The organism is Acidimicrobiia bacterium, assembly GCA_040902765.1.
Taxonomy (GTDB): Bacteria; Actinomycetota; Acidimicrobiia; order Spongiisociales; family UBA11373; genus DATKBG01.
This window is the reverse complement of sequence record JBBDWO010000014.1, coordinates 48,809-69,785: the sequence shown is the minus strand read 5'-3', so window position 1 is coordinate 69,785 and position 20,977 is coordinate 48,809. Positions and strand designations below refer to the sequence as shown.

The 20,977-nt window shown below is 68.0% G+C and carries 25 protein-coding genes and 2 tRNA genes; 20 read left to right on the top strand and 7 right to left on the bottom strand.

The annotated features are described in order from the left end of the window. Nucleotides 1–37 precede the first annotated feature (37 nt). The 5 genes from plsY (at nucleotide 38) to WEA29_04620 (ending at nucleotide 3,218) form a co-directional block, all read left to right on the top strand. Complete coding sequence (plsY, locus tag WEA29_04640) at nucleotides 38–625, top strand: glycerol-3-phosphate 1-O-acyltransferase PlsY (GenBank protein MEX2323040.1); 588 nt, start codon at nucleotides 38–40, stop codon at nucleotides 623–625. Then, nucleotides 622–1,854 (top strand): gephyrin-like molybdotransferase Glp, encoded by a 1,233-nt coding sequence (gene glp / locus WEA29_04635; GenBank protein MEX2323039.1) that lies wholly within the window; start codon nucleotides 622–624, stop codon nucleotides 1,852–1,854. The genes plsY and glp overlap by 4 nt, the downstream gene beginning before the upstream one ends. Further along, entirely contained in the window at nucleotides 1,851–2,318 is a 468-nt protein-coding gene (gene moaC / locus WEA29_04630) for a cyclic pyranopterin monophosphate synthase MoaC (protein ID MEX2323038.1), read from the top strand. Before glp ends, moaC begins: the two co-directional genes overlap by 4 nt. After that, nucleotides 2,315–2,788, top strand: a complete 474-nt coding sequence (locus tag WEA29_04625; protein ID MEX2323037.1) for a MogA/MoaB family molybdenum cofactor biosynthesis protein — start codon at nucleotides 2,315–2,317, stop codon at nucleotides 2,786–2,788. Before moaC ends, WEA29_04625 begins: the two co-directional genes overlap by 4 nt. Before the next feature lie 106 nt (nucleotides 2,789–2,894). After that, nucleotides 2,895–3,218, top strand: a complete 324-nt coding sequence (locus tag WEA29_04620; GenBank protein ID MEX2323036.1) for a hypothetical protein — start codon at nucleotides 2,895–2,897, stop codon at nucleotides 3,216–3,218. A gap of 69 nt (nucleotides 3,219–3,287) precedes the next feature. Here the strand turns inward: WEA29_04620 and WEA29_04615 are convergent, their stop codons facing one another. Next, nucleotides 3,288–4,355, bottom strand: coding sequence for an acyltransferase (locus tag WEA29_04615; GenBank protein ID MEX2323035.1), 1,068 nt, complete (start codon nucleotides 4,353–4,355; stop codon nucleotides 3,288–3,290). 107 nt (nucleotides 4,356–4,462) lie between these two features. Here WEA29_04615 and WEA29_04610 point away from each other — a divergent pair, with 107 nt between their 5' ends. Then, on the top strand, nucleotides 4,463–5,644 hold the full coding sequence (locus WEA29_04610; protein MEX2323034.1) for an alpha/beta fold hydrolase: 1,182 nt from the start codon (nucleotides 4,463–4,465) through the stop codon (nucleotides 5,642–5,644). A 3-nt stretch (nucleotides 5,645–5,647) separates the two neighbouring features. Here the strand turns inward: WEA29_04610 and WEA29_04605 are convergent, their stop codons facing one another. Continuing rightward, on the bottom strand, nucleotides 5,648–6,730 hold the full coding sequence (locus tag WEA29_04605) for a hypothetical protein (protein ID MEX2323033.1): 1,083 nt from the start codon (nucleotides 6,728–6,730) through the stop codon (nucleotides 5,648–5,650). Nucleotides 6,731–6,817: 87 nt separating this feature from the next. Between WEA29_04605 and WEA29_04600 the strand changes: the two genes are divergently transcribed. Continuing rightward, the gene (locus tag WEA29_04600) at nucleotides 6,818–6,958 is read left to right on the top strand and encodes a hypothetical protein (GenBank protein ID MEX2323032.1); all 141 of its coding nucleotides are present in this window, start codon (nucleotides 6,818–6,820) and stop codon (nucleotides 6,956–6,958) included. A gap of 191 nt (nucleotides 6,959–7,149) precedes the next feature. Here WEA29_04600 and WEA29_04595 read toward each other — a convergent pair whose 3' ends face one another. The 3 genes from WEA29_04595 to WEA29_04585 all read right to left on the bottom strand — a co-directional run bounded on the left by WEA29_04595 (nucleotide 7,150) and on the right by WEA29_04585 (nucleotide 8,728). After that, nucleotides 7,150–7,962: an adenylate/guanylate cyclase domain-containing protein gene (locus tag WEA29_04595; protein ID MEX2323031.1), complete on the bottom strand. Its 813-nt coding sequence runs from the start codon at nucleotides 7,960–7,962 to the stop codon at nucleotides 7,150–7,152. Nucleotides 7,963–8,155: 193 nt separating this feature from the next. Continuing rightward, a tRNA-Ala gene (locus WEA29_04590) sits at nucleotides 8,156–8,229 on the bottom strand. A 49-nt stretch (nucleotides 8,230–8,278) separates the two neighbouring features. Continuing rightward, nucleotides 8,279–8,728: an ASCH domain-containing protein gene (locus WEA29_04585; GenBank protein MEX2323030.1), complete on the bottom strand. Its 450-nt coding sequence runs from the start codon at nucleotides 8,726–8,728 to the stop codon at nucleotides 8,279–8,281. Between the two features lie 99 nt (nucleotides 8,729–8,827). Here WEA29_04585 and WEA29_04580 point away from each other — a divergent pair, with 99 nt between their 5' ends. The 4 genes from WEA29_04580 to rsmI all read left to right on the top strand — a co-directional run bounded on the left by WEA29_04580 (nucleotide 8,828) and on the right by rsmI (nucleotide 12,137). After that, nucleotides 8,828–10,093, top strand: a complete 1,266-nt coding sequence (locus tag WEA29_04580; protein ID MEX2323029.1) for a hypothetical protein — start codon at nucleotides 8,828–8,830, stop codon at nucleotides 10,091–10,093. A gap of 89 nt (nucleotides 10,094–10,182) precedes the next feature. Further along, nucleotides 10,183–10,590, top strand: coding sequence for a hypothetical protein (locus tag WEA29_04575; protein ID MEX2323028.1), 408 nt, complete (start codon nucleotides 10,183–10,185; stop codon nucleotides 10,588–10,590). 279 nt (nucleotides 10,591–10,869) lie between these two features. Continuing rightward, on the top strand, nucleotides 10,870–11,310 hold the full coding sequence (locus WEA29_04570) for a hypothetical protein (GenBank protein MEX2323027.1): 441 nt from the start codon (nucleotides 10,870–10,872) through the stop codon (nucleotides 11,308–11,310). A gap of 2 nt (nucleotides 11,311–11,312) precedes the next feature. After that, nucleotides 11,313–12,137 carry a 16S rRNA (cytidine(1402)-2'-O)-methyltransferase gene (gene rsmI, locus WEA29_04565; protein MEX2323026.1) on the top strand — a complete coding sequence of 275 codons (825 nt, stop codon included), beginning with the start codon at nucleotides 11,313–11,315 and terminating at the stop codon, nucleotides 12,135–12,137. Nucleotides 12,138–12,153: 16 nt separating this feature from the next. Here the strand turns inward: rsmI and WEA29_04560 are convergent, their stop codons facing one another. Then, nucleotides 12,154–12,414 (bottom strand): AbrB/MazE/SpoVT family DNA-binding domain-containing protein, encoded by a 261-nt coding sequence (locus WEA29_04560; protein MEX2323025.1) that lies wholly within the window; start codon nucleotides 12,412–12,414, stop codon nucleotides 12,154–12,156. 128 nt (nucleotides 12,415–12,542) lie between these two features. On the opposite strand from WEA29_04560, the gene metG reads away from it, so the two are divergent. From metG to WEA29_04520, 8 genes are all read left to right on the top strand, one after another. Further along, complete coding sequence (gene metG, locus WEA29_04555; protein MEX2323024.1) at nucleotides 12,543–14,066, top strand: methionine--tRNA ligase; 1,524 nt, start codon at nucleotides 12,543–12,545, stop codon at nucleotides 14,064–14,066. A 70-nt stretch (nucleotides 14,067–14,136) separates the two neighbouring features. After that, nucleotides 14,137–14,925: a TatD family hydrolase gene (locus WEA29_04550; GenBank protein MEX2323023.1), complete on the top strand. Its 789-nt coding sequence runs from the start codon at nucleotides 14,137–14,139 to the stop codon at nucleotides 14,923–14,925. Beyond that, nucleotides 14,918–15,730, top strand: coding sequence for a 16S rRNA (adenine(1518)-N(6)/adenine(1519)-N(6))-dimethyltransferase RsmA (gene rsmA, locus WEA29_04545; protein MEX2323022.1), 813 nt, complete (start codon nucleotides 14,918–14,920; stop codon nucleotides 15,728–15,730). Before WEA29_04550 ends, rsmA begins: the two co-directional genes overlap by 8 nt. After that, a complete protein-coding gene (gene ispE, locus WEA29_04540) occupies nucleotides 15,727–16,608 on the top strand; it encodes a 4-(cytidine 5'-diphospho)-2-C-methyl-D-erythritol kinase (protein MEX2323021.1) in 882 nt (293 codons plus the stop codon). The genes rsmA and ispE overlap by 4 nt, the downstream gene beginning before the upstream one ends. Beyond that, nucleotides 16,594–16,668 (top strand) — tRNA-Gln (locus WEA29_04535). The genes ispE and WEA29_04535 overlap by 15 nt, the downstream gene beginning before the upstream one ends. A 22-nt stretch (nucleotides 16,669–16,690) precedes the next feature. Continuing rightward, nucleotides 16,691–18,070, top strand: a complete 1,380-nt coding sequence (glmU, locus tag WEA29_04530) for a bifunctional UDP-N-acetylglucosamine diphosphorylase/glucosamine-1-phosphate N-acetyltransferase GlmU (protein ID MEX2323020.1) — start codon at nucleotides 16,691–16,693, stop codon at nucleotides 18,068–18,070. A gap of 6 nt (nucleotides 18,071–18,076) precedes the next feature. Next, nucleotides 18,077–19,048, top strand: coding sequence for a ribose-phosphate diphosphokinase (locus WEA29_04525; protein ID MEX2323019.1), 972 nt, complete (start codon nucleotides 18,077–18,079; stop codon nucleotides 19,046–19,048). A gap of 152 nt (nucleotides 19,049–19,200) precedes the next feature. Beyond that, complete coding sequence (locus WEA29_04520; protein MEX2323018.1) at nucleotides 19,201–20,502, top strand: hypothetical protein; 1,302 nt, start codon at nucleotides 19,201–19,203, stop codon at nucleotides 20,500–20,502. 77 nt (nucleotides 20,503–20,579) lie between these two features. Here the strand turns inward: WEA29_04520 and WEA29_04515 are convergent, their stop codons facing one another. Then, nucleotides 20,580–20,732 (bottom strand): hypothetical protein, encoded by a 153-nt coding sequence (locus WEA29_04515; GenBank protein MEX2323017.1) that lies wholly within the window; start codon nucleotides 20,730–20,732, stop codon nucleotides 20,580–20,582. A 103-nt stretch (nucleotides 20,733–20,835) separates the two neighbouring features. Between WEA29_04515 and WEA29_04510 the strand changes: the two genes are divergently transcribed. Then, nucleotides 20,836–20,970 (top strand): hypothetical protein, encoded by a 135-nt coding sequence (locus WEA29_04510; protein MEX2323016.1) that lies wholly within the window; start codon nucleotides 20,836–20,838, stop codon nucleotides 20,968–20,970. Nucleotides 20,971–20,977 lie beyond the last annotated feature (7 nt).

The following is a 20,977-nucleotide window of genomic DNA, read 5'->3' as shown; positions in this document are numbered from 1 at the left end:
CGAGGGCGTCGGTCGGGCGGTTCCTAGACTCGCCGCCGTGGACCCTATCGCTGCCATCGTCGTCGCCGGTGCCTACCTGATCGGCAGCATCGACTTCGGCGTGATCGTCCCGCGGATGTTCGGGGTCGACATCTACTCCCACGGCAGCGGCAACCCAGGTGCGTCAAACGTCCTGCGCAGCATGGGTCGCAAGGCGGCCGCGGTGGTGGTCGTCGGAGACATGGCCAAGGGGTTCGTCGCTGCGATGCTCGGCGGGCTCGTTGTCGACAAGACCACTGCCTTCGCCTGCGCCTTCTTCGCGGTGGTCGGTCACTGCTTCCCGGTCTGGCATCGATTCCGGGGAGGCAAGGGCGTCGCCAGCGCCGGCGGCGGCGTCCTCTGGCTGGCGCCGATGTTGGGTCTCGTGTTCGCCGGGCTGTGGGCGTTGCTCACCGTGATCACCCGCAAGGCATCGGTCGGCTCGCTGGTCAACGCTGCGCTCTATGTGCCCGCACTCTGGTGGCTGGGCAACGACGGATGGTCGCTGGTGTGGAGTGCAGCGACGATCGTGCTGGTCGTCGGTCGGCATCGCGCCAACATACGGAGGCTCATCTCGGGCGCCGAGAACAGCCTCGAACCGCGGTGAAGCCGCTCTCCGATGCGCAGCGTGAGGTCCTCGCCGCCATGGCTCCGCTCGGGTCGGAAACGGTGCCGCTGTCGCAGGCCCTGGGGAGGATCCTGGCCGAGGACGTCGCCGCTCCTCACCCGGTCCCACCGTTCGCCAACTCGGGGGTCGATGGGTTCGCCGTGCGAAGCAGCGACCTGGCCTCCGGCGTGGTGGATCTCCTGATCGTCGATGATGTCCCCGCCGGACGGGTCGCCTCGCGGGCAGTCGCCGAAGGCACCGCCATCAGGGTGATGACCGGCGCACCGATTCCGGACGGAGCCGACTCGGTCGTGATGGTGGAGGACACGACCGTCGACGGTGACCGGGTCCGCGTCGAGCGGACGGTGCCCCCCGGGGCCCACGTCCGTCCGCGGGGTGGGGACGTGGCGGAGGGAACGACAGTGTTCTCCACTGGCGATCGGCTGTCGGCCGCTCACCTGGGAGTACTGGCGTCGCTCGGAGTCACCGAGCCGCGGGTGGCGGTTCAGCCGACGGTCACCGTGCTCTCCACCGGTGACGAGGTCACCGACCCGGCGACGACGACGCTCACCCCGGGTGCCATTCGTGATGCCAACGGGCCGATGCTGGTCGGGCTGTTGGAGCAGCTCGGCGCCGAGGTACACGGACCGATCATCGTCGGCGACGACCCGGTTGCCCTGCGAGCCACGATCGCCGAGGCGGTGGCCGGCTCCGACGCCATCGTCACCAGCGGTGGCGTCTCGGTGGGGGACCACGACCTGGTCAAGGAGATCCTCGGTGAGCTCGGTTCGGTCGACCTGTGGCGCGTCGCCATGCAACCGGCAAAGCCGTTCGCCTTCGGGGTCATCGACGGGGTTCCCTTGTTTGGACTCCCCGGCAATCCGGTATCGGCGTTCGTCGCCTTCGAGCAGTTCGTCCGGCCTGCGTTGCTGCGGCGCATGGGTGCGACCCGGCTGTTTCGACCGCAGTCAAGGGTCGAGTGCGGCGAGGCGTTGTCGACCGATCCGTCCAAGACGGTGTTTCTCCGGATGCGGCTCGTCGAGGGCGACGGGGCACCGAAGGTCGTGGGGGCCGGGACCCAGGTGTCCAACGTCCTGTCGGCGATGGCGGTGGCGGATGTGTTCGGGGTGATCCCCGTCGGTGTTGGCGACACCGCCGAGGGTGAGATGATCACCGTGGAGTGGTTCGGAAATCCAGAGACCCGAACGATGAAGGAGGCTCTGTCATGAGTGAGCTGTCGCACCTCGACGAGTCCGGTCGAGCCCGCATGATCGACGTCGGCGACAAGCCGGTCACCGATCGCCGCGCCACCGCCGAGGCGATCGTGACGATGAGCGACGCGATCCGCACCGCCCTCTTCTCCGGCGGCCTCCCCAAGGGGGATGCGCTCGCCGTGGTCCGCCTCGCCGCCATCATGGCCGCCAAGCGGACGCCGGACCTGATCCCGCTGTGCCATCCACTGGCCCTCACCTCCATCGGCGTCGAGGTGGAGGAAATGGCGGACGGTGCGCGCATCGTGGTGACCGTGGCCACCACCGGCCGCACCGGCGTCGAGATGGAGGCGATGACCGGTGCCGCCATCGGGGCGGTCGCCCTCTACGACATGGTCAAGGGACTCGATCACGGCGTCGAGATCGGCCCGGTGCGGCTCCTCAGCAAGGCGGGTGGATCGTCGGGGGAGTGGCGCCGATGAAGGCGGTAGTGGTCACGGTCTCGGACCGGGTGAGCCGCGGCGAAGCCGAGGATCGTTCGGGACCGGCCGCGTTCGCCGCGTTGGAGGCACTCGGCTTCTCACCCGAGCTGCGGGTGGTTTCTGACGGAATCGAGCCGGTGGCTGGCGCCATCCGGGGGGCGGTCGCCGACGGTGCAGTACTGGTGGTGACCACCGGCGGCACCGGGCTGGCGCCCCGGGATCTCACCCCCGAGGCCACTGCTTCGGTGATCGAGCGCCCCGCGCCGGGGATCTCCGAAGCCATGCGTGCCGCCACGTTCGGCGACAATCCCCACGGGATGCTCTCCCGCGGCGTGAGCGGCGTGATCGGCTCGACTCTCGTCGTCAACTTGCCCGGATCGGTGGCAGGCGTCACCGAAGGTCTGGCAGTCGCCGGCCCCGCCCTGGTGCACGCGGTAAGACTGTTGACGGGTGTGTCCGGCGAGCATTGATCGGCGGATTTCGTCACAATGCCGCCGATCGGGTGGAATTCGCTTCATACTGAGGGGACGCGTCGTCGTCGTGAGGCGATCATGCCCCCACCAGGAGGTCCGTCGCGTGACCCAATCGAAAAGCTCACCGACAGCACAGCAGCGCCGGCCGGCGCCGCCGCAGGGTCCGTCGGCACGTGAAGGGGTGCTCGCCCGGCGTCGCATGGCGCTGCTCGGGCTCGGGGCCGCGGTCCCGGTGACCTTGATCCTGGCGATCATCACCGGGTCTGTGCCGTTGCTGATCGCCAACGTCCTGATCGGCGTCGCCCTCGCCGCCTACGTGGCCATGCTGCTGAGCATCAAGCAGTCGCAGCAGCGTCCGGCGACTGCACAGCGGCGACCCGCGCTCGACGAGGGCGACGACATGAAGCCGGTCTCGCCGGCGCGGTGACGATCGCTTACCTCAGGGCCGCCTGGCCGATGGTTCGATCCTCCTCCCCAGCCTGCAGTAAGCGACGAGTCAGCGCCGTTTACCCACCCGTCGGGACCGACGACCGGCGACTGCGTTGTCGAAGTGCGGAGGGCCTGGCGCTTCCACGACGGCGGCTCCGCTGCCCGTCGCTCGCCCGTTGCCCACACCGACCTGGGAGTCCCTCCTCGGCCTCCGGTCACCGAAACGCTCCCGCAACCGTCGGATCGGCTCCTCCACGAGGTACCAGGAGGCGGCAGCCACGACGACCGTGAGCGGGAGCGCCACCCAGATGGGGATGGAGTCGCTGCGCACGAACACGTAGTGCCACAGGTAGAGCCCGTAGGAGATCTGCCCGAGCCACACCAGCACCCGCCCTTCCAACCAGGCGGGTCGGGTGACGGCGTGCTGGATCGCCACCACGCCGAGGGCGATGGCGACGAAGCCACCCCAGAGGAAGGCAGAACCCTCCTCGCCGAATACGGGGAGGAACATCAGGACGAGCAATGCGGGAACCGACCACCCCGTCCACCTCCAGGGACGCGGTCGGGCGACGGCGAGGTAGCACCCGGCGAGCAGGGCGGCAGCGTTGGTGTCGGTGGCGTTGTACACCCAACCCGGTGACATCACCTGGATCGCCACCACCCTCCAGGCGATGGCCACTGCGGCCAGGAGACCGACAACGCGTACGCGCTGCGTCGCCGGCACGGCACCGATCACCAGCGGCCACAGCAGATAGAAGTGCTCCTCCACCGCAAGGGACCAGGTGTGGGTGAGCAGTCCGAGGTCGGCCCCCGCGACCCGTGCATAGTTGGCGTAGTACCCGAGTGCCGGAGTCACGCTGGCCCAGTCGGTGCCGACGACCAGCAGCACCAGGCAGACCACGATCAGAGCGGGTAACAGGCGAAGCCCGCGTTTCAGGTAGAAGGACCTCACATCCAGCCGTTGATCCCTGTCGACCTCGACACACAACAGCCGCGTGATCAGGTAGCCCGACAGGGCGAAGAACAGGAGCACGCCCCAGAATCCCGCAGGCACGAGGCTATTGTCGACGTGGTAGCCGACCACCATCACGATGGCGATGGCGCGCAGTCCGTCGAGTGCTGGTATGCGCTCCATGTCTCCGGTTCTCCCGCGTCCACCTAGCCTATTACCCCGAAAGCCCCCCTCGATATCACCGGCCGCGCCGGTTTGTCGCCTACCACCAGCAGGGTATGAGGTTCCCCGTGATACGCCGTAGAACGACCCCATTCGCCCTTCTCGCCCTGCTCATCGCGGTGTCCGCCTGCACCGCGATCGAGATCCCCGACCACTTCGGCGTCGAGTCGACGACGGGTACTTCCGAGCGGACCACCACGAGTTCGGCCGACGACCCTGCCTCGACCACGACCGGATCCCCCGAAGAAGCCCCGACCGCGACCTTGACCACCCTGGTGCCGCTTGACCCGGTGACTTTCGAGTCGCTGAGCGGGATCTACATCATCCCCAACTACAGCGGCCGCACTTCACGCAGCCTGGCGCGCTGGGAACGGGACGTCCCGGAGGTCGAGGACATTCGGATCACGTCCACCGCGGACGGTGCCGAACAGCCTGCACTCTGGTTGGCTCCGAGCGGTGAGCGGGACCAACCCCTCCTGGTGGTCCTCCACTCCTGGAGCGCTCCCTACCTGCAGCACGCCAGCATCCCCTTCGCCCTATGGGCCCGGGAGAACGGCTGGGCGCTGATCGCCCCCAACTACCGGGGGGCCAACACGCACGCCGATGCGGTGGCATCGGAGCTCGCTGTCCAGGACGTGGTCGACGCGATCGACTATGCGGTAGCCCAAGATGGGGTCGACGCTGATCGGGTGTACACCGTCGGCTACTCCGGTGGCGGCATGATGTCGCTCATCCTGGCGGGCCGCCATCCCGACCGGGTAACCGCCGTGGCGGCGTGGTCGCCGGTGTACGACCTGATCGACTTCTACCGCCGGGCGGGACAGTCGTACCCCTGGCAGATCCGGACCGCCTGCGGCGGCGACCCGACCTCCAACGCGGAGGCCGAGGAAGAATGTCGGCGTCGGAGCCCGTCGACTTATCTGGAGACCGCCAGGGAGCATGGCGTGCCGGTGTTCATCGCACAGGGCAGTGCCGACTGGTTGCTCCCGCCGAGCCACTCAGTAAACGCCTTCAACGTGCTCGCCGACCCCGAGGACCACCTGACCGCCGAGGAGGTGGAGGCGATTGGGCGCCGGCGCCTCCCCGAACACCTCGCCGGGTCGATCACCACCGAAACCTTCTTCGGCGATGGGGACCCCCGTGTGGTGTTCGCCCGGCAGTCGGCCAACGTCTGGCTGGTCCTCTTCCAGGCAGGGCACGAGATGGCCTACGCGCCAGCGCTCCGCTGGTTCGCCACTGATCCTCGCTGAGGATCACTCGTCGTCGTGGCCCTCTTCCTCGACGGCGATGTGGAGGTGGTCCTGGTGGACCGCGTCGGTGAACGAACGCCGGTCCTGCGACCCGTCGAGGTCCCATGGGCTTCCCACCTGGAGCACGTCGTTGTGGTCGTAGAGCCACGCCACCAGGGCGTGCATAGCCGAGTTCGGGCCGCGATCGTCGATGACTAAACGGTCCCCGACTCGGTAGATGTCGACGGCTCGCCCCAGCGTGTGGTGGCTGATCCGATCGGTCTCGAACACGTTGTGCGGGTGGCCGGTGGTGATCGTCACCACTCCGTAGGGCGTCCGGTTCGCCATCTCGGCCATCACCTTGAGGAGGAGTGGCGACACTCGACCCGACAGGATGTCGAGGCGCGCCGAGTCGGGCATCTCGATCCGGGAGTCCCGGGCCACGGAATGGGCGAGAGTGAGGTCCTCGAGGCGGTCGAAGGTCCCGCCGGCCGAGTCCAGGTAGTCGAACTCCCAGCCGAACTCACCGCGGGCGAGGCGGATGTCGAGCGTCCTCACCACCGAGAACTGGGTCTCTGCGCCGAGGCCCACCGTCTGGCGGGTGACGACCATCACCGACACTTTGTTGTTCCTCCACCCACCCAGCTGCGGGTAGAGGATCTCGCCCCTCGACCACGATCCGGGATGGGTCAGCGGCCCGCTGGCGACGGCGAGCAGGTCGATGCCATCGCCGCTAGCGAGTGCATGCAGCCTTCCCGGGTGGTCGGTGGCTTCCTCATACGTGGTCAGCCAGCGAGCGATATCGACGGCGAGCTGCTTGGCGTCGTTGGCCGCCTCGTAGAGGGGGACGGTGTAGCGAGGTCCGTACGGCGGGGAATCCGGGGACTTCAAGGGGAGAGTGATCGTCGTCGTGGTGGTTGTCGTGGTGCTCGTGGCGGGCACGAGGGTGGTCGGCGTCGCGGCCGGTTCGGCCGCTTCGGCCCCTGAGGATCCACTCAACTGCCATTGGAAGAACGCATAGGCGCCGATCAGCACCGCCGCGGCCGTCAGGACGGCGGTGGTCGCCCTCAGGGCGCGGATTTGAGTTCCGGGATCGACGGGAGGCATCGGGACAAGGGTAGGTGGTCCCGCGCAGTATTCCGATTGATATTCCGGTTGCTCTGAGGAGCGTCGATGGTCGGCTACGGTACTTCGATGCCCGATCTCAAGAAGCGTCTGATGATCCCCCTACTCACCCTCGCATTGAGCCTCGCAACCGTCGCCTGCGCCGACAACGACCGGCCGGACAACACCTCCCCAGGTGACTCCGACACCACCGAACCCGTCGGCTCGTAGACACCGAGGATCTGGCTGTTAGCTGGTAGCTGGTAGCTGGTAGCTGTTGGCTCCGGCGCCGCCGGGCGCCGGCGATACCACGAGGTTTCTTGGCTCGCGGCGCCTCGCGTCGTTCTGGGCGTCTCGCTCCTCATGTGTGTGGTCGCGACTCCCGAGCAAGCGGGGAAGTAGTAGCAGAAGCCTATGTCCTCTTAGGGCGCCAGGCCACTCGGCTCCACCTCGGCCTGCGCCTCCACGGAGAAAACGCTCCGAGCGCCGGATAGCCCTTTGAGCTCGCGCTCTCCCTGATGCTCCATCACCAAGCCCGCTCCCGACGCCAGCTGATGGGTAGTAGAGGAGATCAAGATCTGGCCGGACGATGCGGCGGAGGCTATGCGTGCAGTCTCGTGTACAGCCACCCCCCGGACGTCGTCGCCCACCAGCTCAACCTCACCGGTATGGAGCCCGATCCGAACCTCGAGACCAAGGGTCCGCGCTCGCTCACGGATACCGATGCCGGCGCGAATCGCCCGAGCGGCGCCGTCGAACACTGCCAGGAACCCGTCGCCCGTGGTGGTGACTTCACGACCCCGGAAGCGGTCCAACTGATCCCGAACTTCATGGTTGTGCCGCCCCAAGAGCTCACGCCAGGCAATGTCGCCCAGCTGGACCGCCAGTTCGGTGGATCCGACGATGTCCGAGATGAGCAACGTCAGGACCACCCGTTCACCGGTTTCCGGAGCGGGCAACCATGTGCGCAGCCCCGCCCAGTTGATTGCCCGCAGGGGCCGCTCGCTCACGACCCAACCGTCGTGGCCGGGAGGGATTTCGTAGACGTCGTTGGGCCCGATGTCGAGAAGCGATCCGTCGTCCATCTCCACGTGCAGGAGGCCTTCGAGGACCACACCACTGTGGTGCGCCTGGCAACTCTGCTCGGCTCGCCGGTTACCGGTCAGCCTGCGACCGCCCAGAGCGCAATGGGCCCCGGGCTCGAGCACACCGAGGAAGACGGTGGCATCGCCCACCTGCACGATATCCGCGCTCAGCCCCCCGGACCGGAACCGCTCGTCGGGGGCATCGAGGCTCTTCTTCTGCGCTCCTCCGATGGCCTCATCTCCTGCAGGTTGAGGCGAGTGTAGGAGCAGCGAGAACTCTGCGGTCGCGGTGCTACACCCACAGGCGCGGGAAAACCCCAGTCCACTTGGGGTTTCCCGGGGGTGGAGGTGAGGGGATTTGAACCCCTGACTTCTTCCGTGCGAGGGAAGCGCTCTGCCGGGCTGAGCTACACCCCCTGGTGGGACGGCGATTGTAGGACGAGCGGCGGCCTGCTCCGGGTCCCGACTAGTTCCGTCCATCCCAGACGAGCTCGAAGGTGACCAGCACCATCAGCGTGTCGTCGTCGACCGGGTAGCCCGCGTTGGCGAAGTACTCCTGGTGCGAGGATCGCCAGTATTCGAGGCTCCCGTCCCCCTCGCCTTCGGTACGGGCGAACTCATCGTCGACGTCGCCGAAGCGGCGCACTTCGACCGAGGTGTTACGGGTCACGCACACCGGTTCGCCACCTCCGCCGAGGATCACGGTGAACCGGCCCACTTCGTCGATGGGCTCACCCTCGTCTTCGTACTCGGCGAGGACGCCGGTCGTCGCTCGTTTCGGTCCGTCGCGGACGAGGAGAGCGAGTTCGGTCATCGTTTCGGGCATCGACTCGTCGCCGAACCCCCAGGCGTCGTAGGGGCCGTCGAGACCGATTGCCGCCACGAACCGGTCCCAGAAGGTCTCGACGATGCTCATGGCGAGGAGTCTGGCAGGCCTTCCAGGCACCAGGCTCCAGGTCCCAGGCCTCAGATCCTGTCGGACACCGCTTGTCGCGGCGCCTCCTAACCTGGACCGATGCGCCGCCGGCTCGTCCTGATCATCACCGCCACCCTCCTCGCATCGGCGTGCGGTGTCGAGACCACGACCACCACCACGAGCACGACGGTGCCGGTAGGAGGCGTCAGCGGGCAGATCGACGAGCTGATCGCTGAGACCGAGCGGATCCGGGGACTCGAATTCGTTGAGCCCCCCACCGTGGTCGTCCTCACCAGAGACGCTCTCGCACGCCGGGTGGCAGATCTGATCGACGAGGACCTCGACCCCGACGAGGTGGCCGTGTGGCAGGAGATCTACGCCGTGCTCGGTCTGCTGGAGCGTTCGGTGGATCTCGGCGACGCCTACCGGGGCGCCTACGCCGAGCAGGTGGCCGGGTACTACGACCCGGAGAGCGGGGAACTGTTCGTGGGCGCCGATGCGGCCCTGTCGCCGCTGGATCGGTCCATCGTGGTCCACGAGCTGGTCCACGCCCTCACCGATCAGCACTTCCAATGGTGGGCCGATCTGGACGCTCTGACGAGCGGCGGGGAGTACGACGCCGCTACCGCCATCCATGCCCTCGCCGAGGGGGACGCGACCTACTTCCAACTCGTTTTCCTCCAGAGTCTCCCGATCGGCGACTACATCGCGGCCGTCGAGGAGTCACTGGCGGCCGACACGACGGTGCTCGACTCTTTTCCCGGCTGGTTCGCCGCCGACCTCGTGTTCCCGTACGACGCCGGGTTCCGCTTCGTGTCGCGGCTGGTCGATTCCGGGGGGATCGACGCGGTGGATCAGGCGTACCGGCTCGCACCCTCCACCACCGAGCAGATCCTCCAGCCGGGCAAGTACCTCATCTCCGAGCCAGCCCTCCCGGTGGCCCTCGCTCCGCTCGACCTGGCCGGCTACGAGGTGTTCGACGAGGGGCCTCTCGGTGCCTGGGGGCTTCAGAACCTGCTGCTCGAAGGGGTCTCCGACGCCGATCGCATCATCGCTGCGGGTGGCTGGGGAGGCGATCACCTCCGCATCCACTGGGACGGCAGTCGTGTCGCCGCCGCCTACGCCCTCGAAGCGGACACGCCCTCCGATGCCGCCGAGATCGCCGCTGCCCTCGTCGACGCCATGGCGGCGCGCGGCCTCGGCCGTGGCCGATCAGCCGGTCCCGGGGTCACGGTGTTCGACACCGGTTCGGGGTATGTGGAGGTACGGGTGGGTGAGCGTCGCGTGGCCATGGTGATCGCCACCGAGGCCGCCGCCGGCGCCGCGGTCGGGGTCGCCCTCGCCCCGGTTGTCGGCGAGGGGTGACGACCCGGGCGCTGCTCTGTGACAGGCGGCGGCGGTCCTGCCACAATAGGTCTGCGACCAACTGTCGACGACAAAAGGAGAGCGGGGGAATGGACTTCAGCAAACTCTCGATGGGCATGAAGCTTGCCCTGATTGGAGGGGTCCTGGCGCTGGTGGCCCTCTTCATGCCTTGGTATGGCGTGTTCGGTTTCAACATCAGTGCGATGAACGCCGGGTTCTTGGCGTGGGGAGGCTGCCTCCTCGTAGTGGCAGGAGCCGTCCTGCTGCTGCTCAAGAACATGGGCAGGTCGGAGGTGAAGGGTGGAGGCTTCGGAACCGAGCAAATCGCCTTTTACGCCACAGCCGCCGGACTCGTCTTCATCATCCTGCGCTTCGTCACCGAGACCCAGCTGGTGAAGTTGGGCCTCTTCGTGGGCCTCGCCGGGGCGGCTCTCGCCGCTTTCGGAGCCTTCACCGTGATGAAGGATGCCGGGGTGGACTTCAAGCCACAGAGCTGACCGGACTAGATCGAAAGAGCAGAGGGGTCCTCCGGGGCCCCTCTGCCGCGTCCTGAGAGGGTCTGTTCCCGGCCCGGCGGGTGGGTCTAGGGTTCCGTGGAGAGGGCGCGCCGCGAGGACCCACGGGGTGTCGAGACACGATCAGAAGAGGGCGCGGGCTAGTTGCCGCGACCGGCGTTCGGTCGACGGCCGTGGTTCGCCTTGGAGCGACGGGCGCGCAATTTACGGCGCTTTGCCTTGGCCATAGGAGCAGGCTACTAGCGCCACCAGGGAGTGCGAATGGACACAGACGAGCCGACAGCACCAGGGGCGTGCTATGAGATGCGGACGCCGACCTGGTCATCCGGTCCGATACGGGTGGCGTCGACCCGGCGCCACCGAAGGTTCGGCCTGCGGCGCACCATCGGCACCGCCGTCGGCCTGGCGCTGAAGGCCCGCTCCGTTCACACCTTCGGAATGGCCCGGCGGATCTCCGTCGTGGCTTGCGACCGCAGCGGCCGCGTCCTTCGTGCCCAACGCCTCAGACCGCGACGCTTGTTCTATACCGCGAGGGCGGCCCTCATCATCGAAACCTTCGCCCCGGAACTCCCCAAGGTCGGCGACATCGTCGAGGTCTCGTTACGCAAGAACGGGCAACCGGCAACGGGAAACGGGCAATCGGCAACGGGCAATGGGCAACCGGCAACCGGCAACCGGCAACGGGTATCGGGTAACCGGTAACCGTGACTGGCACCCTCCTCGTCTGCTCGAGTCCCATCGGCAACCTTGGCGATGCTCCACCGCGGCTCGCCGAGGCCCTGGGAGCCGCCGACGTGATCTATGCCGAGGACACGCGACGGGCCCGGATCCTGCTCGACCGCCTCGGAGTGTCCACTCCGCTCGTCTCGTACTTCGCCGGAAACGAGGCGCGCCGCGAGAGCGAGATCGCCGGGCGGCTCGGAGCCGGCGAGACGGTGGCGGTGATCACCGACGCAGGCACACCGGCGATCTCGGACCCCGGGCTCTCCGCGGTTCGGGCCGCGGTGTCGGTCGGGGCGACGGTGAGCGGGGTACCCGGACCGAGCGCGGTCACCTTCTCGCTGGCGCTCGCCGGACTACCGGCCGAGCGGTTCGTCTTCGAGGGGTTCCTGCCTCGCAAGGGTCGGGCGAGATCCGAGCGGATCTCCGCCGTCGCCGTCGAGCCGCGCACCGTGGTCCTGTTCTGCGCGCCGTCGCGTCTGGCCGACGATCTCGCCGCCCTCGCCGCTGGCGGTGCGGGGGACCGGGAGTGCGTCGTGCTGCGCGAACTCACCAAGCTCCACGAGGAAGTCTGGAGAGGCACCGTGTCGGAAGCGGCGGCCCACTGGGGATCCGTGCCCGCCCGCGGGGAGGTGACGGTCGTCGTCGGCCCAGCCGATCCCGATGGCCCGACCGTCGACGACGCCAGCGCCCGGGTCGAGGCGTTGGTCGCCGGTGGCCTCAGCCGGTCCGAAGCCGTCAGGCAGGCGGCCGCCGAGACAGGTGTCTCGCGTCGTGAACTCTACGAACGAACGATCGGGACGCCCTGAGGCCCCGATCAGGCGGTCAGCGCTTGCGGCCGATCCGCTGGACGACGTATTCGCCGGCCTCGAGGTCGACGCCTGAGCCGGAGATGGTCACCCGGCCGGACTGGCCGACGGTGAACTGGTGGATGAGGGTGGGTATCCGAGGCTTGATGACCACCTGCTCGCCTTCGAGCGAAATCTCCAGTTCGTCGCCCTCGTGGATGCCGAGGGTGCGTCGGAACTCTGCCGGGATGACGACACGCCCTAGGTCGTCAATCTTGCGCACGATGCCGGTGCTCATATGTCCTCCGTGTAGCTGTTCGAATGACGCCGCCACATGTCCAGAGGGACGGCTGCGGTCCAGACTACAACCCCAGAGGCGGTGGTGCCGGGCGATTCGGGTGCCGGCACTACGCTGACCCGCCCGCCATGAAGTACCTCACCACCCCGATCTACTACCCAAACGACCGCCCGCACATCGGGACGGCCTACACCACGCTGGTCACCGACGCGGTCGCTCGCTACTGGCGGCTGGTCGGCGAGGACGTGTTCGCCGTCACCGGCGTCGACGAGTACGGGCTCAAGATCGCCCGGGCCGCCGCCGACCGGGGGCTCACGCCGCAGGAGTGGGTGGACAGCATCGTTGGCACCTTCCGGGACGCATGGACCCTGCTCGACCTGGACTACGACGACTTCATCCGCACCACCGAGGATCGCCACAGGGCGACGGTGCAGTCGCTGCTGCAGCGGATGTACGACAACGGCGACGTGTACCTCGGGCACTACGAGGGGCCGTACTGCGTCGCCTGTGAGGCGTATTACGCCGACGACGAGTTGGTCGATGGCTCGTGCCCGGTCCACGGCCGGCCGGTGGAGATCCACTCCGAGGACAACTGGTTCTTCCGGTGGTCCCGGTACACCGAGCCGCTCCTCGCCCACATCGAGGCACACCCCGACTTCATCGTGCCCGTCGAGAGGCGCAACGAAGTGGTCGGGTTCCTGTCGCAGGGCGTCGCCGACATTTCGATGTCCCGGGCGAGCCTCGACTGGGGGATCCCCCTGCCGTGGGACGACTCGCAGGTCGCCTACGTCTGGTTCGACGCCCTGATCAACTACGTATCGGCGGCCGGTTTCAGCGACGACCCGGACCGCTTCGCCCGACAGTGGCCTGCCTCCGTGCACGTCGTCGGCAAGGACATCCTGCGGTTCCATGCGGCGCTGTGGCCGGCGATGCTCATGTCGGCAGGCCTCGAGCTGCCGGAGCAGATCGCCGCCCACGGCTGGCTGCTGGTCGGCGGGGCCAAGATGTCGAAGTCGAATGCGACTCAGATCTTCCCCGACGAGCTGGTGGAGACCTTCGGCGTCGACGGCTACCGGTATCACTTTCTGCGTGATGTGTCGTTCGGGCCCGATGGCAACTTTTCGTGGGAGGGGATGGTCGAGACCTATAACAGCGATCTGGCCAACGACTTCGGCAACCTGGTGAACCGCACCCTCAATCTTGCCGAGCGCTTCCGCGACGGACGGGTGCCGGCCGTCGCCGACCACGAGGCCGTCGAGGAACGGCCACTCGTCGTCGCTGCCGCCGAGGCACTGCGGGCGATGGATCTCTTTGGCGAGTTCCGAACCCGACAGGCGCTCGAGGGCGTGTGGCGGCTGTTCGGTGCGGCAAACGCCTTCATCGAGGCGACCGAGCCGTGGCACCTGGCCAAGGACCCAGAGCAGGCGGGTCGTCTCGACGAGGTGCTCAACGCCGCGTTGGAGACGCTGCGGGTCGGGGCGATCCTCATCTCGCCGGCGATGCCGGGTACGGCGGCGGCACTCTGGTCGGCGCTCGGCCTGCCCGGCTCTCCGATCGACGGACCCCTCGCCTCGACCGCGGTGTTCGGGGTTTTCCCGGCATCGACCGTTACCAAGGGGGACGTGCTCTTCCCGCGCATCGAGGAAGAGTGAGGCGGGTCGTCCGTCGCCCGTCGCCCGTCGCCCGTCGCCCGTCGCCCGTCGCCCGTACCTGGCGCTCGTCGTGACGACTCGGGGAACGGGAAACGGGGAGCCGGGGACCTGGGTCGACACCCACTGTCACCTCCAGCTGGCGGCGGAGGCACCGGCGCTGCTCCTCGAGCGGGCGGCTGCGGCTGGCGTCGCCTGGGTGGTCGCTCCCGGGACCGACCTCGCCACCTCCGAGGCGTCGCAGCGGCTGGCCGCGGATCATCCCGGGACCGTGCTGGCGACTGCCGGGCTCCATCCGCACCAGGCGGAGTCGTGGCCAGCGGAGCGCGATGCTCTCGAGCGCCTCGCCGCGGCGTCGGTGGCCGTCGGGGAGTGCGGGCTCGACTTCTATCGCAACCTCGCCCCTCGGGATGCCCAGGTGGGGGCCTTTGCCGACCAGGTGCGGCTCGCCGCCTCCCTCGGCCTACCGGTGATCGTGCACTGTCGGGACGCCTTCGAGGACGTGCATGCCATCCTCGCCGCCTCCGGGTGGAGTGACCGTGCCATCCTTCACTGCTGGACGGGTGGACCCAGGTGGACCAAGCGGTTCCTGGAGCTCGGCGTGACCTTCTCGTTCGCCGGTCCGGTGGCCTTTACCACCGGAGACACCGTGCGGCGAGGTGCCGCGGTCGCGCCGATGGATCGCGTGATGGTCGAGACCGACACGCCGTACCTGACCCCACCCCCCTACCGTCACCTGCCCAACGAGCCGGCGAATGTGGTGTCGGTGGGGCGTGCCCTCGCCACCGTATGGGGAGTCGCCGAGTCGGAGGTGGCGGCCGCCACGACAGAGACCGCGGCCCGGGTGTTCGGGCATGTCTGAGCCCCTGGGCCGTTCGGCCACCACCGACCTGCTGGCTCGCCATGGGATTCGGTTGTCGAAGCGGCTCGGTCAGCACTTCCTGACGGAACCGAACACGGTGCGGCGGATCGTGGAGATCGCCGGGTCCGGTCCCGGAGATCTCGTGGTCGAGGTCGGTGCCGGTGCGGGCACGCTCACCCGAGCCCTCGCCGCCACCGGAGCCTCCGTGATCGCCTACGAGATCGACGAGTCGCTGCGGCCGGTGCTGGACGAGACACTCGCCGGCATCGGCGGCGTCGAGATACGGTTTGTCGATGCCATGAAGGTCGACTTCGAGGCCGACCTGCCGGCGGGGGAGTGGGCGATGGTGGCCAACTTGCCGTACAACGTGGGCACTCCGCTGGTCCTCGATGTGCTCCGGCATGCACCGCGGGTACGCCGAATGGTGGTCATGCTGCAGCGCGAGGCGATCGATCGATTCGTCGCGGTGCCCGGGAGCCGCACCTACGGCGTGCCGTCGGTGATCGTCGCCCTGCATGCCAACGCCTCGGTGGTGCTCCGCGCCCCGGGCCATGTCTTCACGCCACCGACGCCCGTGGCATCGTCGGTTGTGGTGATGGATCGGATCGAACCCCATCCGCTGGCTCCCGCGGCGATCGCCCTGGCGGCTGCGGCATTCGGCCAGCGACGCAAGATGCTCAGATCGTCCCTGCGAACAGTGGTCGACGACCCCGGCGCGCTCCTGGAGGCCGCCGGCATCGATCCGACGCGGCGTGCTGAGGAACTCGCCTCCGACGACTTCCTCCGGCTGGCGGCTGCGGCGTGACCATCCTGCGCGCCCACGCCAAGGTCAATCTCGACCTCAGGGTCGGGGCCAGGCGGCCCGACGGTTTCCACGAGGTGCGTTCTTTGATCCAGTCGATCGACCTCGCCGACTCGGTGTCGGTCGACCTCGCCGAGGATGACGAGGTGAGCGTGGGTGGCGACACCGAACTCGTCGCCGACGAGGACAATCTGGCGTGGCGGGCGGTCGAGGCCGTGAGGCGGGCGTCCTCGTCCGTTGCCCGGTTCGCCGTGCATCTCGAGAAGCACATCCCGGTGGCGGCGGGCCTCGGGGGCGGCAGCGCCGACGCGGCGGCGACCCTGGTCGCCACGGCCGGCCTCGTTGGGGTGGGCGAACGCCAGGTGCGGGCGCTGGCGCCAGGGCTCGGCTCCGACGTGCCGGTGTGTCTGACCGGCGGGTCGGTATTGGTCGAAGGACGGGGAGAGGTGCTGACCAGGGTGCAGCTCCCCGGCGACTACCACCTCGCCGTGGTCACCCCGCCGTTCCCCCTCAGCACGAAGGACGTCTTCGATGCCTGGGATCGGCTCGATGGTCCGCATGGCCCGGCGCTGGAGGCGAGTGCCCTTCCGCCGGGACTCCGGGAGTACGGCCCGCTCGTCAACGACCTGGTCCCGGCCGCCCTCGTGGTGCGCCCCGAGTTGGGCGACTGGATCGCCGAGTGCTCACGGGTCTGGGGTCAGGAGGCGATGGTGACCGGGAGCGGTCCGACCGTCTTCGGGTTCTTCGTCACCCGCGACGAAGCCGACGACGCTGCGCTCGCCGTCGATGGCCGCTTCGGCGCTGCCGCGTCGCCGGTCGACCGGGGTTGGGACGGCACCCCCGGGGGTACACTGCCCCCGCCCCCGTGGGGGGTGGTGTAATCGGCAGCACGTGGGGTTTTGGTCCCCAAAGTATGGGTTCGAGTCCTATCCCCCCAGCCACTCGATGGGAGGTTGATCAAAGATGACCGTTCGGGCGGTGATCCTCGCCGCCGGCAAGGGCACCCGAATGGGCTGCGACCTTCCGAAGGTGCTGCACCAGGTCGCTGGCCGCTCCCTCGTCTCCTGGGTCGTCGCCGCCGTCCGCGAAGCCGGCGCCGACGACGTGGTGGTCGTCATCCCGAAGGGCGCCGACGACCTCGTAGCCGTTCTGCCCGACGGGGTGATCAGTGTGGTCCAGGATCTCCCCGGGGGCACCGGTCACGCCGCCGAGGTCGCGCTTGGAGCGACGGCGGGAGCAGCCGACGACACCGTGCTGGTGGTGCCCGGCGACTCGCCGCTGCTCACCGCAGGCACCCTCAGGTCCCTGCTCGAGGCGCACGCCGCCGGTGGCAGCGCGTGCACCATGCTCACCGCTCGCCTCGCTGATCCGAGCGGATACGGCCGCGTCGTTCGGGACGGCGAGCGGGTCTCCCGGATCGTCGAGCACGTCGATGCCGATGAGGCGACGCTCGCCATCGACGAGGTGGCGGTGTCGACCTACGTCTTCAGGCTTGGAGCCCTTGCCCGGGTGCTCGGTGACATCGGCGAGGCGAACGCCAAGGGCGAGCGCTACCTGACTGACGTCGTCGCCGCCCTGGTACCCGACGGCGTCGCTGCGGTGGCGGTCACCGATCCCGACGAGGTACTGGGCGTCAACACCCACGAGCAGCTCGCCGGCGTGGCCGCCGTACTCCGGGGGCGGATCAACGGCGCTCTGATGCGCGAAGGCGTCGACATGCCGGATCCCAGCCGGGTGTACATCGACGCCGCGGTGTCGGTCGGTCCGGGTACCACCATCTACCCGGGAACCCACATCGAGGGGAGATCGAGTGTCGGACGAGGGGTACGCCTCGGCCCCGAGGTGTTCGTCGCCGACTCGGAGGTCGCCGACGGGGCGCGGATCTGGTATTCGGTGGTCCGCGGCGCCTCGGTGGGTCCCGGAGTGGATGTTGGTCCCTTCGCCAGCCTCCGTCCCGGGACGGTTCTGCACCGCGACGCCAAGGCGGGCTCGTTCGTCGAGATCAAGGCATCGACGGTCGGCGAGGGATCGAAGGTGCCGCACCTCGCTTATGTCGGTGACGCCACGATCGGCGAGCACAGCAACATCGGCGCCGGCACCATCACCTGCAACTACGACGGGTACGACAAGCACGAGACCCACATCGGCGACCGGGTGTTCATCGGCTCGGACACGATGCTGGTGGCGCCCGTGTCTGTCGGCGACGACGCCATCACCGGGGCGGGCTCTGTGATCACGCGCGACGTCTCACCGGGCGCACTCGCCGTGGAGCGGTCCGCGCAGAAGGAGATCCCCGGGTACGCTGAGCGCCGAGAGCGGTTGCACCAGGCGGAGGACGAGTAGGCATCGATGGAGACACCGAACCGAAAGCGCCTCATGCTCTTCACCGGGTCGGCCAACGAGCCGCTCGCTCGGGAAGTCGCCGACCTGCTGGGTGTCTCGCTCGGCGACGTCCACCGATCCCAGTTCGCCAACGGCGAGATCCGGGTCCGATTCAACGAAAGCGTGCGCGGGGCCGACTGCTTCGTGCTCCAGAGTCACAGCCACCCGATCAACTACCACATCATGGAGCAGTTGATCATGATCGACGCTCTGCAGCGGGCGTCGGCGAAGCGGATCACGGCCGTTGTCCCGTTCTACGGGTATGCCCGGCAGGACAAGAAAGGTATGCCCCGGGAGCCGATCTCGGCACGGCTCATGGCCGATCTGTTCCTCGCCGCCGGCGCCGATCGCCTGGTGTCGGTCGATCTCCATTCCCCGCAGATCCAGGGCTTCAGCGAGAAGCCGTTCGACTCGCTCACCGCGTTGCCGATCTTCAGTGAGTTCGTGGCCGCCACCGTCCCGGCGCCGCTGACCGTGGTGTCACCGGACAGCGGGCGGGTGAAGCAGGCCTCGAAGTACGCCCGACGGCTCGATGCCGAGGTTGCCTTCGTCAACAAGCGGCGGCGTACCGACATCGCCAACGACGTGACCGCTCTCCAAATCGTCGGAGACGTCGCTGCCCGGCACTGCGTCATCATCGACGACATCATCGACACCGCCGGGACCATCACCGCCGCCGCCGATCTCCTGATGGAGCGAGGCGCTCTCTCGGTCAGGGCTCTCGCCACCCACGGCGTGCTGTCGCCGCCGGCGGTCGACCGCATCAAGAACTCGCCGATCGAAGCGGTGGTGGTCACCAACACCGTTCCGGTGCCGCTCGACGCGCAGGAGCTGCCCAACCTGACCATCCTGTCGATCGGACCGCTCCTCGCCGACACCCTCAAGGCCATCTTCGAGGACGAATCGGTTTCGTCGATCTTCATGGGCGAGAACGTCTAGGGGCGCTACCGGCGCCGCAGCCACCAGCCACCAGCCTCCAGCCAGAGGCGGACGGCGATACGGTGGCGCGGGTAGTGTCATGTGTCGGTCGGCTGCCGTGCTGGCGGCTGGTGACTGGCGACTCTGGTGACTGGCGACTGGAGGCTCTGACCATGGCACACCCCGATCTCGAACGCATAGTCGAATCCGCCCGACACGCCGGTCTGGAGTTCAAGGAGGAGGATGCCGCCGACTGGCTGCGGCGCATCGACCTCGCCGCTGAGGGAGACGAGGTCACGTTGGACCACCGAACCGGCGTGTTCGGCCATAGCGTCGCCATGCTCGACTTCTCCCCCGTCGACATCGCCTTCTTCCGTGCCATCGGAGCCCTGGTGGAGATCCCGGACGAGGACGACGTCGAGACCGCGCTGGCCCTGAGCGGTTCCGCCGCCCAATCCAAGATCCAGACGTATCCCGGCGATGCCGACTTCTTCGAGCGAGTCAACATCAAGGCGCCGACCCGGGAGGATGCCTGCCGGCGCATCGGCGAGGTGCTGCGGAAGAAGGCACTCGACACGCTGGAAGGGGAGACCTACCGGCTGATCGAGGTCAAGTTCGGCGACTATCCCTTCGACGTCGCCCGTGGCACCCAGACCATGCGAGCGGGGACGCCGATCGCGTGGAGCGCTGACGACGTCGTAACCGGGCAGTTCACCGGCGTCGACGGATCGGGCGGGGAAGTCACGATCCGTTGGAAGGACGTGGCCCACGAGCCTGGCTGGTGCAAGCTGGACTGGGTGGTCGCCGACCCGGTCCGTCGCCAGGTCGCCAATGCCTCGAACATGCTCGACGTCACCTGGGAGGCGCCCGACGGTTCGATCACGCCGCTCGACGGCTACCTGGACCCCTACTTCCAGGAGGTCTACCTCAACGCCGAGGAGATACCCCTGTTCAACAAGCTGGCCCAGCACGTGTCGGCGGATGCACTCGACGACTATGTGAAGGCGCTCGAGAAGGAAGTACGCAAGTACATCTCCGGCGAGGGGCGTAACGTAGGCAAGGCGGCGAAGCGCATGTACAACATCTTTCGATTGAACGGCCGTTACGTCGAGGCCGCCTTCCTCCGGGAGATCTTCGACGAGCCGGCGACCGTGCTGTATCAGGTGTACGCCGTGGTGCGCACCATCGATGAGGCGATCGAGGGGGAGTCGACGATGGATCGCCAGACCGTGATCGGGCAGGTGGATCGGGCGATCATCGGGGTCATCCGTGCGCTCGAGGGCGTCGAGGAGGAGGAGATCGTCGCCGCCCTGTTGAGCCTGCGCGACGGGGTGTCGCGACCCGAAGGTATCGACTCGGGTGAGGCGGAAGCTGCCCGGGAACGCCTGCTCAACCTGGTCAACAACTTCTTCTACGAGAAGATGACCGCCCTACCCGAGCTGCGCGACTACATGGAAGGTCTGCAGACGGCCTGATCCGGACGAGACCGACCGGACCTCGCGGTCCGGTCGGTGTGGAGAGTCGGCGGACGGCCGCCGACTCTCGGTCGGTGTTACTTGTCCAGGGCCAGCAGGACGCCGGCGATGATCGCGCCGATGCCCAGGATGTCGCCTGCGGAGCTCATCGTCACCCATCCCATGGTGACTACCCCCCAGAACACCAGCCATACGGCCAGGACGATGTTCCACAACTTCGAGAACCTCACCCCACGCCTCCTGTTGTAGCGGACATCCCTTAGACTAGTTTCGGACTCCCCGAGTTACAGGGAGCCGCAGCCCGGGCTGAATGCCCCGAAGAGGATTTTCCGGATGTCGCCGCCGATCATCGATCTGGTGATGGGGCGGCTGGGCGGGAGTGGCGGCGGCGGGGGCGGCACCTCCGCTTCGTCCGGCGGCGGTCTCCTCGAGGCGATCACCGGCTTGTTCCGCAAGAAGAGCGGCTGACCCTCTC

Coding starts and splice junctions, on each gene's coding strand:
- moaC (MEX2323038.1), top strand. CDS start 1,851: ATGAGTGAGCTGTCGCACCTCGACGAGTCCGGTCGAGCCCGCATGATC.
- WEA29_04625 (MEX2323037.1), top strand. CDS start 2,315: ATGAAGGCGGTAGTGGTCACGGTCTCGGACCGGGTGAGCCGCGGCGAA.
- WEA29_04615 (MEX2323035.1), bottom strand. CDS start 4,355: ATGGAGCGCATACCAGCACTCGACGGACTGCGCGCCATCGCCATCGTG.
- WEA29_04605 (MEX2323033.1), bottom strand. CDS start 6,730: ATGCCTCCCGTCGATCCCGGAACTCAAATCCGCGCCCTGAGGGCGACC.
- WEA29_04600 (MEX2323032.1), top strand. CDS start 6,818: ATGCCCGATCTCAAGAAGCGTCTGATGATCCCCCTACTCACCCTCGCA.
- WEA29_04585 (MEX2323030.1), bottom strand. CDS start 8,728: ATGAGCATCGTCGAGACCTTCTGGGACCGGTTCGTGGCGGCAATCGGT.
- WEA29_04580 (MEX2323029.1), top strand. CDS start 8,828: ATGCGCCGCCGGCTCGTCCTGATCATCACCGCCACCCTCCTCGCATCG.
- WEA29_04575 (MEX2323028.1), top strand. CDS start 10,183: ATGGACTTCAGCAAACTCTCGATGGGCATGAAGCTTGCCCTGATTGGA.
- WEA29_04570 (MEX2323027.1), top strand. CDS start 10,870: ATGGACACAGACGAGCCGACAGCACCAGGGGCGTGCTATGAGATGCGG.
- WEA29_04560 (MEX2323025.1), bottom strand. CDS start 12,414: ATGAGCACCGGCATCGTGCGCAAGATTGACGACCTAGGGCGTGTCGTC.
- metG (MEX2323024.1), top strand. CDS start 12,543: ATGAAGTACCTCACCACCCCGATCTACTACCCAAACGACCGCCCGCAC.
- rsmA (MEX2323022.1), top strand. CDS start 14,918: ATGTCTGAGCCCCTGGGCCGTTCGGCCACCACCGACCTGCTGGCTCGC.
- glmU (MEX2323020.1), top strand. CDS start 16,691: ATGACCGTTCGGGCGGTGATCCTCGCCGCCGGCAAGGGCACCCGAATG.
- WEA29_04525 (MEX2323019.1), top strand. CDS start 18,077: ATGGAGACACCGAACCGAAAGCGCCTCATGCTCTTCACCGGGTCGGCC.
- WEA29_04520 (MEX2323018.1), top strand. CDS start 19,201: ATGGCACACCCCGATCTCGAACGCATAGTCGAATCCGCCCGACACGCC.
- WEA29_04510 (MEX2323016.1), top strand. CDS start 20,836: ATGTCGCCGCCGATCATCGATCTGGTGATGGGGCGGCTGGGCGGGAGT.